Source organism: Haloarcula halophila, from assembly GCF_029278565.1.
In the GTDB taxonomy this organism is placed as follows: domain Archaea; phylum Halobacteriota; class Halobacteria; order Halobacteriales; family Haloarculaceae; genus Haloarcula; species Haloarcula halophila.
The window spans coordinates 459,389-475,610 of the sequence record NZ_CP119560.1 but is presented as its reverse complement, the minus strand read 5'-3'; the positions used below and the strand labels follow the sequence as shown (position 1 = coordinate 475,610).

Annotated in this window: 11 protein-coding genes; 6 read left to right on the top strand and 5 right to left on the bottom strand. The window is 63.5% G+C overall.

Annotated features, from left to right (window positions below; all coding sequences use genetic code 11):
• Nucleotides 1-296 precede the first annotated feature (296 nt).
• A complete protein-coding gene (locus tag P0204_RS18165; RefSeq protein ID WP_276223636.1) occupies nucleotides 297-5,144 on the top strand; it encodes a PAS domain S-box protein in 4,848 nt (1,615 codons plus the stop codon).
• On the opposite strand, the gene P0204_RS18160 is transcribed toward P0204_RS18165, so the two are convergent.
• Nucleotides 5,145-6,461 carry an FAD-dependent oxidoreductase gene (locus P0204_RS18160; protein ID WP_276223634.1) on the bottom strand — a complete coding sequence of 439 codons (1,317 nt, stop codon included), beginning with the start codon at nucleotides 6,459-6,461 and terminating at the stop codon, nucleotides 5,145-5,147.
• Nucleotides 6,462-6,785: 324 nt separating this feature from the next.
• On the opposite strand from P0204_RS18160, the gene P0204_RS18155 reads away from it, so the two are divergent.
• Nucleotides 6,786-7,169: an ArsR/SmtB family transcription factor gene (locus P0204_RS18155; RefSeq protein WP_276223632.1), complete on the top strand. Its 384-nt coding sequence runs from the start codon at nucleotides 6,786-6,788 to the stop codon at nucleotides 7,167-7,169.
• An 83-nt stretch (nucleotides 7,170-7,252) separates the two neighbouring features.
• On the opposite strand, the gene P0204_RS18150 is transcribed toward P0204_RS18155, so the two are convergent.
• The gene (locus P0204_RS18150; RefSeq protein ID WP_276223630.1) at nucleotides 7,253-7,660 is read right to left on the bottom strand and encodes an ArsR/SmtB family transcription factor; all 408 of its coding nucleotides are present in this window, start codon (nucleotides 7,658-7,660) and stop codon (nucleotides 7,253-7,255) included.
• A 146-nt stretch (nucleotides 7,661-7,806) separates the two neighbouring features.
• Nucleotides 7,807-9,447, bottom strand: coding sequence for an NADH-quinone oxidoreductase subunit D (locus tag P0204_RS18145; protein ID WP_276223628.1), 1,641 nt, complete (start codon nucleotides 9,445-9,447; stop codon nucleotides 7,807-7,809).
• Nucleotides 9,448-9,562: 115 nt separating this feature from the next.
• On the opposite strand from P0204_RS18145, the gene P0204_RS18140 reads away from it, so the two are divergent.
• A complete protein-coding gene (locus tag P0204_RS18140) occupies nucleotides 9,563-10,219 on the top strand; it encodes a helix-turn-helix domain-containing protein (protein ID WP_276223627.1) in 657 nt (218 codons plus the stop codon).
• Between the two features lie 216 nt (nucleotides 10,220-10,435).
• Nucleotides 10,436-11,329, top strand: coding sequence for an alpha/beta fold hydrolase (locus P0204_RS18135; protein ID WP_276223625.1), 894 nt, complete (start codon nucleotides 10,436-10,438; stop codon nucleotides 11,327-11,329).
• Nucleotides 11,330-11,490: 161 nt separating this feature from the next.
• Here the strand turns inward: P0204_RS18135 and hutI are convergent, their stop codons facing one another.
• Complete coding sequence (gene hutI, locus P0204_RS18130) at nucleotides 11,491-12,711, bottom strand: imidazolonepropionase (RefSeq protein WP_276223623.1); 1,221 nt, start codon at nucleotides 12,709-12,711, stop codon at nucleotides 11,491-11,493.
• Nucleotides 12,712-12,763: 52 nt separating this feature from the next.
• Nucleotides 12,764-14,506 (bottom strand): urocanate hydratase, encoded by a 1,743-nt coding sequence (gene hutU / locus P0204_RS18125; protein WP_276223621.1) that lies wholly within the window; start codon nucleotides 14,504-14,506, stop codon nucleotides 12,764-12,766.
• Between the two features lie 198 nt (nucleotides 14,507-14,704).
• Between hutU and P0204_RS18120 the strand changes: the two genes are divergently transcribed.
• Nucleotides 14,705-15,283, top strand: coding sequence for a carboxymuconolactone decarboxylase family protein (locus P0204_RS18120; RefSeq protein WP_276223619.1), 579 nt, complete (start codon nucleotides 14,705-14,707; stop codon nucleotides 15,281-15,283).
• 59 nt (nucleotides 15,284-15,342) lie between these two features.
• The gene (locus P0204_RS18115; protein ID WP_276223618.1) at nucleotides 15,343-16,218 is read left to right on the top strand and encodes a sulfurtransferase; all 876 of its coding nucleotides are present in this window, start codon (nucleotides 15,343-15,345) and stop codon (nucleotides 16,216-16,218) included.
• The last annotated feature ends 4 nt before the right edge of the window (nucleotides 16,219-16,222 follow it).

The window sequence follows — 16,222 nt, the reverse complement described above, 5'->3', positions numbered from 1 at the left end:
AGCTTCGATCGGCATTGGAACAGGGGGCTGGGCTCTCACTCGACACGAGAACGACATGGGGGGACCACGGGGACGCGGCCCCGGAGACCGATTGTCTGCTCGTACGCAGCGGCCTGCGAGAGGACAGTGTCGTCGACATCGTACAGCAGTGGACGGCTGAACGTCCGGATACACCGGTAGTCGTACTAGCGGGGAGTGCCGAGGAGGAGTTGATCGGGGACGTGTTGTCGGTCGGTACGGCAGAGTGGCTTCCGCGCGGACTAGCCGAGACAGCCCCAGGTGTACTGGGAGAGCGCTTGCGAGAAATCGTCGAACGGGAACGTGCACAGACGAGCGCGCGCGAGATCTTCGACAATATCGGGGGCGTCGCCATTCTCCACGATCCGGACACGGGTGAGATGCTCCACGCCAACGAGACACTCTGTGAACTACTTGGCCAGGATCGGGCGGAGACAGAGTCGATGGAAATCGGCGAGTTCACCGCCGATATCCCCGGATACGACCACGAGTGGATAACGCGGGTTGTGTCGAGTGTTACGGAGCAAGACGAGGAAATCGAGATCGAATGGCCACTCCAGACAGCCGCGGACGGGGTTCGGTGGACAGAAGCACGCCTGCGAACAGTCCACGTCGGTGGCCGTGAGGTAGTGCTAACCACGTCGGTGGATATCACTGAACGGCGTCGAGAGGAACGGAAGTACCAGCAGGTGTTCGACAACGTCAACGACGTCATCACCGTCCACGATCCCTGGAAGGAACGGATCGTCGACGTCAATCAGACGATGACCGAACTGACGGGATACAACCGCGCGACGCTGCTGGAGATGGGTCTCGGTGGACTCAGTGTGTCCGATGCTGGCTCCGGGCCAGGAACACTCTACGATCGCCAGCGACGTGTCGCGGCGACCGGAGAAGCCCAGACCGTCGAGTGGACGATCGAAACTGCTGCCGGGGAGCAGCGACGGTTGGAGACGAAGTTGACACCGGCCACCATTGCGGGGGAGGACCGCGTTCTCGCCCTGTCCCGGGACGTGACCGCGCGCACAGAGTACGAGCGACGACTCGAACAGGAACGGGATCGACGATCGATACTGTTCGAGAACAACCCCGACCCAGTCGTCCGGGTTCGGTTTGAGGAGGACGACGAGCCGATTATCAGAGAGATCAACCCCGCATTCGAGACGGTCTTCGGATTCGCTGCCGACGAGGTTGTCGGGGCCTCTGTCGAAGAGATGCTCGTTCCGGAGGACGAACACGCCGACTTCGACCGCTTCCGACGGCAAGCAGCGAGCGGTGACCGTGTCAACGCGACCGCACCACGGCAGACAGCGAGCGGAACCCGCGAGTTTCTGTTCAACGTAATTCACTTCGATGCTGGCCGGGGCGAGAGTGGAGTGGCCGATGCGTACGTCTGGTACACCGACGTCACGGAACGAAAGCGACGTGAGAAGATGGTCCGTTCTCTCCACGAGTCGACCGAAGCCGTCCAGACCGCCGAGACGGAACAGGCCGTGTACGAGGCCGTTGCGGATGCCATCACAGAGGTCCTCGACCTGACAGCGCCGGCCTGCTGGCGTGCGACGGACGACGGCCCGGAACTAGCCCCGGTCGTGCGTAGCGACTCGGAGCGTGGTCTCACAGCGGGCTTGACGGGGTCCGATCTGATCGAGCCTGGTTCGGTGCCGTACGATGCGTACCAAGCGGAAGCACTACGTGTCGAGTCTGAGACGGAGCCCGACGAAGACCAATCCACAGAGACAGTTCTCGTCCCGCTCGACGGTCACGGTCTCGTCGCCGCAGCAGCGCCGGGAGCCGGCCAGATCGACACGGTCACGCTCGACGCAACGCGAATCCTCGCGCGACACGCGACGACGGCACTCGACCGGGTCCAGCAGGCCCGGGAACGCCGTGAAAGTGAGCGTCGGTTCCGTCTCATCGCCGAACATATCGACGAGATCGTCTATCTCACGACGGCAGACTACTCGGAGATGCTGTACATCAACCCGGCGTACGAGGACATCTACGGACGGCCTGTCGAGGAACTGTACGAGGAGCCGACATCGTTCGTCGACGTCGCTCACCCGGACGACCGTGAGAGATACGAGGCCGACGTCCAGCGATTGATCGACGACGTGGCTGCCGGCGAGCCACAGGAAACGTACGAAGGTCAGTACCGTATCGACCGGGACGGTGAGACACGATGGGTCACCGTCACCCGGTTCCCGATCACAAACGAGCGTGGCGAAGTCGACCGCGTCGTCGGCCGTGTCGAGGACATCACCGAACGCACGCGCCGTGAGCGCGAGTACGAACAGATATTCGAGATGGCCGGTGACGGAATCGTCGTCCACGACCCGGAGAGTGGTGACGTGGTCACCGTCAACAGACAGATGGCAGAGCTGCTCGGATACGACCGCGAGGCGTTCATCGAGCGACCGTTGTCGGAGTTCCAGGCCACGGACGAGGGTGCCAGTGCCCAGGAAGCCAGACGGCTGATCCAGGAGTCCGCGCGTGAGGGCGGACAGGAGTTCGAGTGGGCCTTGGAGGCGGCAAACGGTGAGACGGTATGGGTCCGAGCGAGACACGAGCTGGGTGAGATCGCGGGCGAGCAACGCATTGTCGCGCTCCTGTATGATATCACCGAACGCAAGCGCCGCGAGCGCGAGTACGAACAGATCTTCGACGGCGTCACCGACTCGATCACGGTCCACGATCCTGACACGGCAGAACTCGTCGACGCCAACGAGACGTTCTGTGACATGCTGGGATACGACCGCGAGGAGATACTGGAGATGGGAATCCCCGGATTCAGCCCGGCCGAGCAGGGCTATACGATCGACCGCGCGAAGGAGTTCATCGAAACGGTACTCGACGCCGACGGGCCCAAGCAGACAGAGTGGGCCGTCGAGACCAGCGACGGGGAGATCCGCTGGCTGGAGGTGAAAGGAACGAGTATCGAACTCAACGGGGAACAGCGCCACGTCTCACTCAGTCGGGACGTCACTGATCGGCGCCGTAGCGAACGGCGACTCCGTGCGGTCCTCGATCGGATCGACGAAGCGATCCTCATCACGCGCGCCGAGGCGATCACCTCCGGATCACAGGCCCCCGAGTACGTGAGTTCCGGCTACGAGGATATCTGGGGACAGTCGCTCGAGGAACTCACCGAGACGTACGACGAGGGGTTCTTCGACACGCTCCACCCACAGGATGCAGACGCCTACCGACAGTTCGTCGAGGACATCGTCGCTGCTGTTCGAGCCGGAACGGCGGCAGAGAGCTACTCCAAGGAGTATCGAATCAGACGCCCCGATGGAGCGACCCGCTGGGTCAAGTCGGACTACTACCCGACCGAGTGGGACGATGGTCAGACACGGCTCGTCGTCGTCAGTCGAGACATCACCGAGCGGAAACGGCGAGAGCGACGTATGGCCTCGTTCGATAACGCGACCGACGATCTCGCCACGGCGGACACACCCGAAGAGGCGACGCGAATCGCCGTCGAGGCGGCCGCCGAGACCCTCAATCTCCCTGCCGTCGGGGCCTTCCTGTACGACGACGATGAGGGGGTCCTCAGACCGGAGGTACTGGCCGGGCAACTCCCTACAGACATGGCGAGCGACCCCATCGGTCCGGGCGAGAGCCCACTCTGGGAGGGGTTCGCGGCTGGCACGAGCGTCACATCCGACGGGGTCGAACAGATACGGTGTTCTCACAGCGGGCAAGCCGAGTCCGGGCCTCCAACAGGGCTGGCGGCTCTCTCAGCCTGGCGCGCGCTCTCACTCGGGAGCCACGGCACCCTCCTAGTGGGGACTCCCGACGGGTCGTTAGGTGCGGAGTCCGTTCAGGCCGCCCACGTGCTCGCCGCGACGCTGGAGGCAGCACTCAATCATCTCGAAGGCCAGCGACGGCTCGCCGCTCGAGAGGAGGAGTTGCAGACACAGACGGAGCGAGCGGAACGGCTGGACCGTATCGCTCGCCTCACACAGCGGGTCGAGGCCGCGATCACCGAGGCCTCGAGCAGTGCCGACGTGGAACAGGCAGTCTGTGAGCGCCTCGCCGAGACGGGACCGTACGATCTGGCGTGGATCGGCGGCGTCGACGCCGGATCCGACCGTTTCGTACCCCGAGCGATCGTCGGGACGACGGCCCGATACGTCGAATCAATGGATCTGACGACGGCGGGTGAGACGGTGGACCCACATCCCGCAGTCGATGCCTGGACGACCGATCAACTGGAGGTCGAAGACTCGCTCGTCGGCGATGGGCCAGCAGACGACTGGCGACGGATCGGACTCTCCGAGGGGTACCAATCCCTCTGTGCGGTCCCGCTGACCTACGACGACGTCACACGTGGTGTGTTGACTGTCGGCTCCGAGTCACCCAACGAGTTCGGCAAGCGCGAACGCGACGTTCTCTCCCAACTCGGGGCCACCATCGCGAACGCGCTGGCAGCGATCGAGCGCCGTCGGGCCCTCGAATCCGACGAGACCGTCGAACTAGAGTTCCGCGGTGCTGGCGAGACACTCCCGTTCGCACAGGCGGCAACCGACGCGGACTGTCGCGTCAGACTCGAACGGACGGCTGCCGGGCAGGAGGGGTCCACGACCCTCTACTTCAGTTTCGAAGGCGATGTCCCGACCGACGCGATCGAGATCGCCGAGCAGCGCCTCCCCGGGGTAGTCGACGTCGTCACTGCCGGGCCGGCATCGACCCTGGTCGAGGCGCACGCGACTGACTGGTTCGGCTCCCCGATCGCCGAGTACGGTGGTATCCTCCGGGAGGCTGTCGCCGAGCCCGGTGAGACGACCCTCCTCGTCGAGGTGCCACGACAGGCAGACGTGCGATCGTTTGTCGAGCGGATTCGAGACGTCGCCCCGTCGCTTTCACTCACCGCACAGCGTCAGCTCCAGCGCCAGGACCGGACACCATCTGAACTGAGCGAGCAGGTCCAGACAGCGCTCACTGACCGGCAACTGGAGGTCGTCCGAACGGCACTCGCTGCAGGGTATTTCGAGTGGCCCCGCGAACACGACGGGAGCGAGGTCGCGACTCGGCTGGATATTACACAGCCGACGTTCAACAAACACCTCCGACTCGCAGAGCAGCAGACCTTCGAACTGCTGTTTGGCGAGGATGACTGACTACCGAGACTGGTCAGGGAGGGTCTGGCTCCCCCACTGGATCGCCCGTAACCGACTATCGAGGAACGACCCCAGCGCCAGTTGTCGGAGTTCAGCGACCCGCTCCAGTACCGTCGGGGCCGATTCCAGAACCGGGTACGCGTGGGCTTCCCGTGTCTCTTGGACTGTCCGTCGAAGCGTGCCGAGTCGCTGGTGTCGCTGGCGCGTGTACGCATCGATCACGTCCGACACCGAGCGGTTCCGGCGCGTCAGTTCGGAGAGCAATCTGCGACCACTCTCGATGCCGAACCAGGGTGAAAACCCGGTTGCCGGCGCTGTTGGATAGGCCGCTGGACCACATGACACGATCCGATCGCCCCCCCACAGTGTCCGGTCGCTGTCTCCACAGTCGACACACTGTCGAACGACGGTCGACTCCCACTCGTCTACAGGTGGAAGCCCGCCCCCGATTTCGGGACCGCCTTCGTCGTTCAGGGCGTGGAATCCCTCGCTGGGCGAGATCGACTCAACTGCTGTCTGTGGAACTGTGAGACGGACGAGGGTTGCCTCGCCGCCGGAAACGGGGAGTCGTTGCACGAAAGCGTTCGAATACCAGGCCTCCCGAACCTGTCGCGAGTCGACCGGCTGCGTGTCGGCCACCGCCTCGTACTGTGCCAGCGTCGCTGTAGCTGGTTCGGTGGTGCGTGTCCGCCCGTGTGCCACACCGTCGAGAGTGGCATCGACGAGCACGTCGAACCACTCGGTGATGCCGTCCTCGAACGTGACTTCCAACCCATCGTCTCGTGGCGAGAGCGTGGCGAGAGCGCGATCAGTACTGCGGTGTCGATCCGGAAGCGTCGCCTCCAGCGCGTCTGTGAGCCACGGCGTATCCACGACAACCGCGCCGGGATCGCCCGGGCTACTGGCCGCCGTGGTGACAGACGACGGTTTCGCCGAGGTCCTGCCCTGTTCGAACGAGACACGCTGGACTGGAACCCCGTGGTCCGACGAGGCTGTGTCGATCGCGAGCGAGTCCATGACCCGACACGCTGGCTGAGGGAGGAACGTCGCTCGCGACTCGATAGAGTCACTGGACTGGCGCACGAGTAGTGGATCGTAGCCCTCTCGATGGAGCAAGAGGGTGAGTGTACGCCCGACGACGGTCTCTCCCACAACGAGTACCTGTCTATCGCGACGGGGGGCACTGTCGTCCGTTTCCAGTAGCCAGTTCTGTTCCGCGACGCTGTCGGGGGTACGCCCCTCTCGCTGAGTGGCCGACTCGGCTCCCCCGTCAGTTGCGCCACTAGCCGTCGAGTCCGGGGACTGGTCAGTGGTCATCGCGTTGGACTCCCTCGTCTACTGGGACGGGAGTAGCGACGTCCGCTGTCGGAGGTCGATGCGTCCAAGGGGGGTATGAGGTGGCGACGCCGTCCAGAGAGCCGACGAATCCGCATACAGTTTTCCGATCGGTTCGCCTCACATCTAAGCCCCCACTCCGTGTTTCACTGACCGCAACACCGAACGGTGGAAGTGGGGGTGGCTGTATCGTGTGTCATCGATTCACAACGTAATACTAATAGCCCGGGAGTCGTCTGCGAGACAACGTCAGTTGACAGTAGGTTTGGGAGGGTGTCGTGACACAGTCTTACTCAGAGCACGACCATGTCAATCACCGACACGACAACGACCGATGACTCAGAGAGGGAAGCCGACACGCTCCCGTCAAGCGAGATTCTCACACGTCTCAACGCGGCATACGCTCAGCAAATCCTGGAGGCGATCAGTACAGATGCCAAGCCCGCCCGCGACATCGCAGTCGAATGTGGCGCTTCCCGGGCGACGGTGTATCGACGGTTGAATGCCCTCCAGGAGGCAGGACTGGTCGAGACGGAGATGCAGTACGATGGCGATGGTCACCATCGGACCGTCTTCAGAACGGACTTCGAATCGCTTGCCCTAGAGATGACCGTCGACGGACTCACGATGACGTTCAGAGAAGCAGACCACTCCTCGACCGAGTCGCGACCCTCGGTCTCTGGTGACTGAAGCTCTCACTGCAAAGGTCGCAGTGTCCGATGGAGCGTAAGGCGGGTTGCTGGCGTCCTGCTCTTTCACCACCAGACCCAACGTCAGTCGTCGCTGTTCGCCAAACCGTCTACTGTCGAAGCAGTCGTGTTCTTCTCGACGGTTACACTCCGCTCGTGACCGCCGGCGACAAGGACTAGCGGGGCTCCAGCCGGAGCGAAGACGTCCATCTTGGCACCGTTTTCCGAATACCACTGCTCGACGACGGTTATGAGGTCCGCCTCGAGGAGTTTTCCGACGTGATAGCCGATGTTCTGGATGGAGGTGTCGACCCGTTCAGCAAGTTCCGATTGCGTCGCTGGATCGCGATACAGTTCTGCCAGTACGGCTCGGCTGACATCTGATCCGAGCGCGGCAAATACTTCGTCTGCATCCTCGTCGTCGAGGGTGACGATCCGGGAGTCCGGCGCTGGCCGGTCCACGTGTGGTTTCTGTGGGAGCAGGTGACTCATAGACCTGTGTTGGCTACCACCCCACTGAAACGATTCCACTACACCTGTCGATGCCGTCGCCGAAGACAGGCTATACTACTAGCCCCTATCGTGGGCATCGACTGGCCAGGTGAGGGCCAAAACCGTGCGTAGCGAGGGAGGTGTTGTCATCGGTCCACTTCTCCCATTATGGTGTCGAGGCTCCCCAGCGTCGCGACGAGATCAGCGACGGACTCGCCCTTTGCCATCGCGGAGAGCGCCGACAAGTTCGAGAACGACGGCCCCCGGATCTTGAACCGAGCGGGGGTTTCGGTGCCGTCTGCGCGGATATAGATCCCCAGTTCACCCTTCGCACCCTCGACGGCCCTGTAGCATTCACCCGAGGGCTTCAGTGTCCGCGGAACGTTGGCCTGGAGAGCCCGGTCGTCGTCGGGCCAGTCTTCGAGGAGATCGACGCACTGCTCGACGATCGCCGCGGATTCCTCGATCTCTCGTAACCGGACGAGGACACGGGAGAAGTTATCGCAGTCGTTCTCGGTGACGACGTTCCAGTCCAGATTGTCGTAGTAGCCATACGGATCGTCCCGTCGAAGATCGTAGTCGATGCCGGACCCACGAGCGACTGGGCCGGTGACACCGTACTGCTTTGCGACTTCGGGCGGGAGTTCGCCGGTGCCGACACAGCGGAGCTGGAACGTCTCGTTGCTCGTCAGCAGATCGTGGTACTCTCCGAGCTTCCCCGGGAGGTCGTCGACGAAGGCACGGACCCGCTCGAAAAACTCCTCACGGGGTTCGGGAACATCCCAGGCGACACCACCGACCCGGAAGTAGTTGAACATCATGCGCTGGCCAGTCAGGTCCTCCAACAGGTCCTCGACGACCTCTCGGTCCCGGAAGCCATACATGAAGGTCGCTGTGAACTCGCCGCTGACGTCCAGTGCGTACATCGCAGTAAACAGGAAGTGCGAGAGGATACGCGACAGTTCGGCGCTCATCGTCCGGATCACCTGGGCGTACTCGGGGACCTCGATGTCAGCCAGATCTTCGATCGTGCGGGCGTATGCCCACTCGTTGAGGAGCCCTGCGCCGCCCCAGTCCCAGCGGTCGGGGTAGGGCATGATCTGGTGGCGGTAGGTCCCCTTCTCGCACATCTGCTCCTCGCAGCGGTGGATGTACCCGATGTCCGGCTCGACAGCGGCGACAGTCTCCCCGTCCAGCGTCACGTTCAGGTGGAGGACCCCGTGGGTCGAGGGATGATGTGGGCCGATGTTGAGATGCATCGTGTCGGCTCCGTCACGGCGGTCATCCGCCAAGGGGTTCGCGTTCTCGCGAAGGGGGACGATCTGTGGCTGGGTCTGGTCGTAGTCGTCCGACAGTGGATGCCCCTGCCAGGTCTCCGGCAGGAGGATGCGACGCAAGTCCGGGTGGTCCTCGTACTCGATCCCCACGAGGTCGTAGGCCTCTCGTTCGTGCCACTCGGCCGTTCGGTAGACCGAGGTGCCAGACTCGCTGATCGGGTCGTCCTTCGCGGTCGGGACGACGACCGACAGCTCCTGTGTTCGGTCATCGTAGCTGGTGAGGTGATAGATCGTCTCGAAGCGGTCGTCGTACTCCTGGGCAGTCACGCACGAGCAGTGGTCGAGGCCTACCTCCGCACGGAGCGTCGAAAGGACGCTCTCGACACTGTCGGCGCGGACCACGACTGCTGGGGCGTTCTCGTGTGACTCACGGCCGACGATATCGTCGTCGAGTGCTGTGACGACACTGTCTATGAGTTGCTCCTCGGGTGAGATTCGTTGCTGTTGCATCGCCTATCTGGTGGCTGTTGACGGCTGAGTCGCGTAGCCGAACTGCCTCACCAGTGGTGGAATATAAGTAACCGCTCTCCCCAGCAGTTTACTTACAGCTCCTCGAAGGCGATGTATGCGATATCTCACCCTGTTAGTCGAGCCCAAGGGAGAGAGCGCATTCCACCCACTCGGCGAGGAGTTGACGGCTGCACAGTCTATCCAGCGCCGGGCGATCCATCACGTCGAACTGCTCACCGACGAGACCGTCCTGTTGTTAGCTGAGGCAAGCGGCGATCAGGAGCAGTACAGAGAGATCATGGAGCGTTCCCCACACGTCAGCAGCTATCTCACTGCTGGAGAGGACCCCTGGATGGCTGTCAGTCAGTTCGAACCGACAGAAGTGGTTCGCAACTCGTTGCAACTCCAACGAGAGTCGCCGCTGGTACTCGACACCCCGATCCGGTTCACCGCTGACGATACTCTCAAGGTCACGTATCTCGGGACCGACGATGTCTTCAGCGACTTGTACGATTACGTCGAGAGTGTCGACTACATGGACGTCGACGTCCTCCAGACAGGCGAGTACGAGTCCGACGGGTCGACGTTCAGCAGGATGATCACCGATCGACAGGAGGAAGTTCTGGAGACGGCGGTGGAGCTGGGCTACTACGACGAGCCCCGTCAGGCATCACTGGAGGATATCAGCGATGTCGTCGGTATCAGACCCGGAACCGTCGGCGAACACCTTCGTAAAGCCGAGCACCGGGTATTCAGCGAGATCGTCCAGTGAGGGAGTGTCGTCGGTGAACGCAACGGGCCCACGGTGATCGACGGCTCCCACGCATTGCTGTGGTCAGGTATCGGGATCGAGCCGCTGGCTCATAAGTAGCCCCACGGATGGGGCAATCGCCGTATGGAACGACACGGCGTACGTTCGTCTGCAACAGGAGACAGCTATGTTCGATGGACTGCATCCAACCACGGTCGCCGGTTCGAGTCGATACTGATGTCGGTCACGAGATCACACCCCGAGACTGACGCCTCGTTACTGACTGGCAGCGAGATCGAGTCCTCCTATCGGGCGGTGAACGACGTTGAGTTACACGTCGTCACTGCTGGCGACCCCGACGCGCCACTGGTCGTCTTACTGCACGGGCACCCCGACTTCTGGTACGGCTGGCGCGACCAGATTCGCCCCCTCGTTGACGCGGGCTTCCGCGTGGTCGTCCCGGACCAGCGGGGGTGCAATCTGAGCGAGGCACCCGATAGCATCGACGCCTATCGGCTCTCGGAACTGGTCGCGGATGTCGCCGACCTGATCGACAGTGAGGGCCGAGGGTCGGCCCACGTCGTGGGACACGACTTCGGCGGGTTCGTCGCCTGGCATCTCGCACTCCGGCGCCCGTCGCTCGTCGACCGACTCGGGATCCTCAACGTGCCGCACCCGACAGTGTATCGGGAGACGCTCCGGTCCAGTCCCCGACAGCTCCTCCGGAGCTGGTACGTCTGGTTCTACCAGCTTCCGATACTGCCCGAATGGCTGTTGGCGCGGAACGGAATGGACAACATGGTCGACTCGCTCGAACTGACGTCGAATCCCGGCACGTTCGACCAGGAGACGATCGACTACTACAGGGCAGCCTGGCAGCACACCGGTATTCGACCACGGATCCACTGGTACCGTGGATTCCGCAGATCGGAACACCCACTTCGTGCCAGCGTCACCCAGCCCACGCTGCTCTGTTGGGGCGAAGACGACATCGCGCTCGTTTCCTCGATGGCCGAACGGAGTATGGAGTACTGTGCCACCGGTCGGTTACGGACGTTTCCGGATGCTTCGCACTGGGTCCACCACGAACGAGACGAGGTAACCGACGCACTCCGCAGCCATCTCTCCTGAGTAGACCGGTTCTGAGTCCTCTGCTCTCATCGGGACATCGAACGGGTTAGCCACACTTACCGAGTGCTGACTGCAGGACTGACAACGCTCGTGGCCCACGTCGGTCGGTGGAAGGGCAAGCCTGGAACTGCTCTATGCCAGGCTGACCTCGATGGGCACGTTCAGGATCGAATCACGCTGCCGTTCTTGAGGACCGTCTCGACGAGATCGACATCGTACTTGTAGGGGAGATGTCGATACGACGGGGCGTCGAGGACAACCAGGTCGCCGGGTGCGCCGGGGCGGACGGTCCCGCTGCCGTCGGAGCTCTCGATCGCGGCGGCACCGCGCTCGGTGATACTGAGTATCGCTTCGGCGGGCGTCATGCCGATACCGACACAGGCGAGTGTCGCTGCGAACCCGAGCGTCGGCGCGTAGCAGTTGGGGTTGAAGTCGGTCGCGACAGCCGGCAGCGTCTCCCGCTCCCGGAACGGCTCCAGTGCCGGGTACTCCCCGTCGAGGCCGAACGCAGTTCCGGGGAGGAACACGGGCGTCACGCCGCTGTCGACGAGACGGGCTGCGTCCTCCGGCGTCGACTGAAGCAGGTGGTCGGCGCTGGCCGCCGACAGATCGGCCGCGAGCTGTGACCCGCCCAGCCGCGTAAACTCGTCGGCATGAATCTTCGGTGTGAGCGAATGCTCCCGGCCGGCTTCGAGGATTCGGCGGGACTGCTCGACGGAGAAGACGTCCGCCTCACAGAACACGTCACAGAACTGCGCGATACCCTGGTCGGCCACCGCGGGGAGTTGCTCAGTGAGTACCGACTCCGTGTACGCCTCGGAGGTCACGTCCTCGGGAACCGCGTGTGCACCCATAAAGGTCGGAACGAGATCGACCGGATGTGTCTCGTCGACACGATCGATGACCGAGAGCATCCGCAGCTCGGTTTCCGTGTCCAGACCGTAGCCAGACTTCACCTCGGCCGTCGTCGTCCCGTGTTCCAGCATCACGTCGAGGCGGGCCCGGAGCCCCTCGGCGAGTTCCATGTCGGTGGCCTCGCGGACGTTCCGAACGGTTCGGAGGATGCCCCCGCCGTCAGCGAGGATGTCCTGATACGATTTGCCCGAGAGCTTCGCCTCGAACTCGTCGGACCGGTCACCGGCGAACAGCGCGTGGGTATGCGAGTCGACGAAGCCGGGGAGGACGCAGTTCCCGTCGGCGTCGACGGCGGTGTCGGCGTTTTCCGGCGGGTAGTCCGCGGTTATTTCGTCCGATGGCCCAACTTCGCTGACCGTCCCGTCCTCGATTACGACGGCCGCGTCTGTCAACGTATCGAGGGTGCGGTCCCCGTCGGCCGGACCGGTGACGACCTCGCCCGCATCGTGAACGACGGTGTAGGTCATGCCTGTCCCCAAAACGCCGGTACCAACGTTGAATGGTGTGTCGGCGTCATGCTCAGTTGTCCCGCATGGGGATCTGCACGTCGGACTCCTCGGCCTCGTCGATGGCCTCCTCGTAGCCGGCGTCGGCGTGGCGGACGACGCCCATGCCTGGGTCGGTCGTGAAGACACGGCGGGCCTTCTCCTCGGCCAGTTCCGAGCCGTCGAGGACGACGTGGTTGTTCGCGTGCAGTGAGTTACCGATACCGACGCCGCCGCCGTCGTGGACGCTGACGATGTCGGCGCCGGCGGCGCAGTTCAGGAGGGCGTTGAGGATGGGCCAGTCGGCGACGGCGTCGGTCCCGTCTTTCATGTCCTCGGTCTCGCGGAACGGGCTGGCGACGCTGCCCGCGTCGAGGTGGTCCCGCGTGACGACGACGGGTGCGGATATCTCCCCCTCGGCGACCAGTTCGTTGATGCGGAGGGCAAAGCGGGCACGCTCGGTCAGGGAGTCTTCGGCTTCGTCGCCCTCGCTGTCGGTGTTGTACCCGAGCCAGCAGACGCGACTGGGTAGCCCCTGGAACTGCACTTGCTCTTGGGCGAGGTCGATCCAGCGTGCGAGACGCTCTTTCTCGGGGAACAACTCCAGGATCGCCTCGTCGGTGCGGCGGATGTCTTCGGGGTCCCCCGAGAGGGCCGCCCAGCGGAACGGACCCCGGCCCCGACAGAACTGTGGGCGGATGTACGCCGGCACGAACCCTGGGAAGTCGAAGGCGTCGTCCCGGTCGCGGTGTTCCTGTACCTGTCCGCGGATGTTGTTACCGTACTCGAACGCGACCGCGCCGCGGTCCTGCATCGTCAGGATAGCGTCGAGGTGTCGCTCCATCGTGTCGAGGCTCTCCTCGCGGTAGCGGTCGGGGTCCCGTTCGCGGAGGGTGTCGGCCTCCTCGGTCGTGTATCCCGCCGGGTAGTACCCCTCCATCACGTCGTGGGCGCTGGTCTGGTCGGTGATGACGTCGGGGACGAAATCCCGCTCCAGCATCTCCTCGAGCATCTCGGCGGCGTTCATGTGGACGCCGACGCTGTAGGGCTCGCCCGCCTCGGCCGCTTCCGTCGCGCGCTCGATGGCCTCGTCGAGCGTCTCGACTTTCTCCATGCAGTAGCCGGTCTCGATGCGCCGGTCGATACACGACTCGTCGATTTCGGCGACGATACAGACGCCGTAGTTCATCGTCACCGCGAGCGGCTGTGCGCCGCTCATCCCGCCCAGGCCGGAGGTGACGACGGTGTTCCCGCGGAGATCGCCGTCGTACTCCTGCCTGGCGAGTTCGGCCAGCGTCTCGTAGGTCCCCTGGATGATACCTTGGGTCCCGATGTAGGCCCACGAACCGGCTGTCATCTGCCCGTACATGATCTTCCCGTCGGCTTCGAGTTCGTGGAAGTGGTCCCAGTTGTCCCAGTTCCCGACGAGATTCGAGTTCGCGATGAGCACTCGCGGGGCCCGCTCGTGTGTTGGGAACCGGCCGACAGGCTTGCCAGACTGGACGAGCAGTGTCTCCTCGTCACCGAGGTCCCGAAGCTCGGAGAGGATGGCGTCGTAGGCGTCCCACGAGCGGGCCGCGCGTCCGGCCCCGCCGTAGACGACGAGGTTTTCGGGGTCTTCGGCGACTTCGGGGTCGAGGTTGTTGTTGAGCATGCGGAGGGCGGCCTCCTGTCGCCACCCCTCACACTCGATCTCCGTCCCGGTCGGGGCACCCTGATACGAGAGCCACTCGTCGCTCGGCGTCTCACTCGCCGGCTCGAGTCCGTCTTGACTCATATGTGGACAGTGGGCACACAACGAGAACACTGAATCGCCACCGAAGGGAGGGGGATTTTTACCAGGTCGGCAAGACAACCGCCGGAACACGATCGGGACAGCACCGGGTCGGCCCGTCGATCGTCGTTCGGGGTATAAAATTCCCCCTCCACAAGCGGGGCGCGTACCCAGTACGTGTCGCGTCCACAGTTGTGAGAGATGCCGCGTATCGACTACGTCCGGTACGACGACGCTCCTCCGGAGATCCGAGAGGCACTCGACGGATCGGCCTACGCCGACAGCGAGGACCGGCACCTCTTCTACGAGATGCTCGCGAACGTCCCGTCGGTGTTCGACCGCCGTGTCGAGTATTTCGGCAAACTCATGGGTGACGGCGCAGTCCCGAAACGGGAGAAAGAGCTCGCGTATCTGACCGTCGCGTTGGTCACGGAGACACGGTTCGTCGCGGCGACCCACGCGAGATACCTCGTCGACGACCACGACGTGGTGCCGGAAACGATAACCGCCCTGGCCGGCGGCGACTACTCGGGACTGTCCGACCGCGAGCAGGCGGTCGTCTCGTTCGCCCGTGCGGTCGTCCACGACCCGGACGGTGTCGACGACGAGAAGCTGGCGGCCCTCCGCATGGCGGGCTACGACGACGGTGACATCGTGGAGCTGTTGCTGTTGACCTGCGAGGCACAGACGGCGACGACCATCGCCACGGTAACCGGGATGGCCCTCTCCGACCGTGGCGAGACGGAACCGACCTATCTCCCCGAAGAATTCGCGCTCTGACCGGCGAGGAACGACGGTCGACCGATAGTTATAACTTCTGAGTAATTTATGTATAACGTATGAGCGAGGACGTTCTCGTCACGGCCGACTGGGTCGAGAGCCATCTAGAGGAATTCAAACGCGACGACCCGGCGTACCGACTCGTCGAGGTGAACAATCCGGAAGTCACGACCGAAGAACACACATCCTACGAGACGGCCCACATCCCCGGGGCGACGTTCTTCGACTGGAACCGAGATTTCACCGACGAGAAACGCCGGACTATCGTCGACCGGGAGGGGTTTGCCCGCCTCAATGCCGAGGCCGGCATCACCGAGGACACGACCGTCGTCATCTACGGTAACGGCCGGGTCCCCAACTGGTACGGGATGTTCGCCTACTGGGTGTACAGCTACTACGGCCACGACGACGTTCGGGCCCTCGACGGCGGCAAGCAGTACTGGCTGGCAAACGACTATCCGACGACGACCGACGTACCGTCCTTCACCGCTCTCGAATACGACGCGGGCGAACCCGACGAGTCGATTCGCGCCTACAAGGACGACGTGGACGCGGCAATTGAGGGCGACGCGGCCCTGCTCGACGGCCGGACGCCCGAGGAGTTCGACGGGGAAGTCATCGCGCCGGAGGGGCTCGAACCGACGGCACAGCAGGCCGGTCACATCCCGGGCGCGACAAACGTGCCGATGCCGAAGGTTCACAACGAGGACGGCACGTACAAGAGTCCCGACGAGTTGCGGGAACTGTATGCGGAGTCCGGGCTCGACGGGGAGGACTCGACGGTCACCTACTGTCGGCTCGGAGAACGGTCGTCGATCGAGTGGTTCCTGTTGCACGAACTCCTCGATTTCGACGCCGTCCAGAACTACGACGGCTCGTGGACCGAGTGGGGGAACTTGGTGAACGCACCCATCGAGACCGCCGACGCGGAGTAGACTC

Excerpts from the sequence above, each read along its gene's own strand:
- hutU (WP_276223621.1), bottom strand. The coding sequence starts at position 14,506 with ATGAGTCAAGACGGACTCGAGCCGGCGAGTGAGACGCCGAGCGACGAG.
- P0204_RS18145 (WP_276223628.1), bottom strand. The coding sequence starts at position 9,447 with ATGCAACAGCAACGAATCTCACCCGAGGAGCAACTCATAGACAGTGTC.
- P0204_RS18120 (WP_276223619.1), top strand. The coding sequence starts at position 14,705 with ATGCCGCGTATCGACTACGTCCGGTACGACGACGCTCCTCCGGAGATC.
- hutI (WP_276223623.1), bottom strand. The coding sequence starts at position 12,711 with ATGACCTACACCGTCGTTCACGATGCGGGCGAGGTCGTCACCGGTCCG.
- P0204_RS18140 (WP_276223627.1), top strand. The coding sequence starts at position 9,563 with ATGCGATATCTCACCCTGTTAGTCGAGCCCAAGGGAGAGAGCGCATTC.
- P0204_RS18135 (WP_276223625.1), top strand. The coding sequence starts at position 10,436 with ATGTCGGTCACGAGATCACACCCCGAGACTGACGCCTCGTTACTGACT.
- P0204_RS18115 (WP_276223618.1), top strand. The coding sequence starts at position 15,343 with ATGAGCGAGGACGTTCTCGTCACGGCCGACTGGGTCGAGAGCCATCTA.
- P0204_RS18160 (WP_276223634.1), bottom strand. The coding sequence starts at position 6,461 with ATGACCACTGACCAGTCCCCGGACTCGACGGCTAGTGGCGCAACTGAC.
- P0204_RS18150 (WP_276223630.1), bottom strand. The coding sequence starts at position 7,660 with ATGAGTCACCTGCTCCCACAGAAACCACACGTGGACCGGCCAGCGCCG.
- P0204_RS18155 (WP_276223632.1), top strand. The coding sequence starts at position 6,786 with ATGTCAATCACCGACACGACAACGACCGATGACTCAGAGAGGGAAGCC.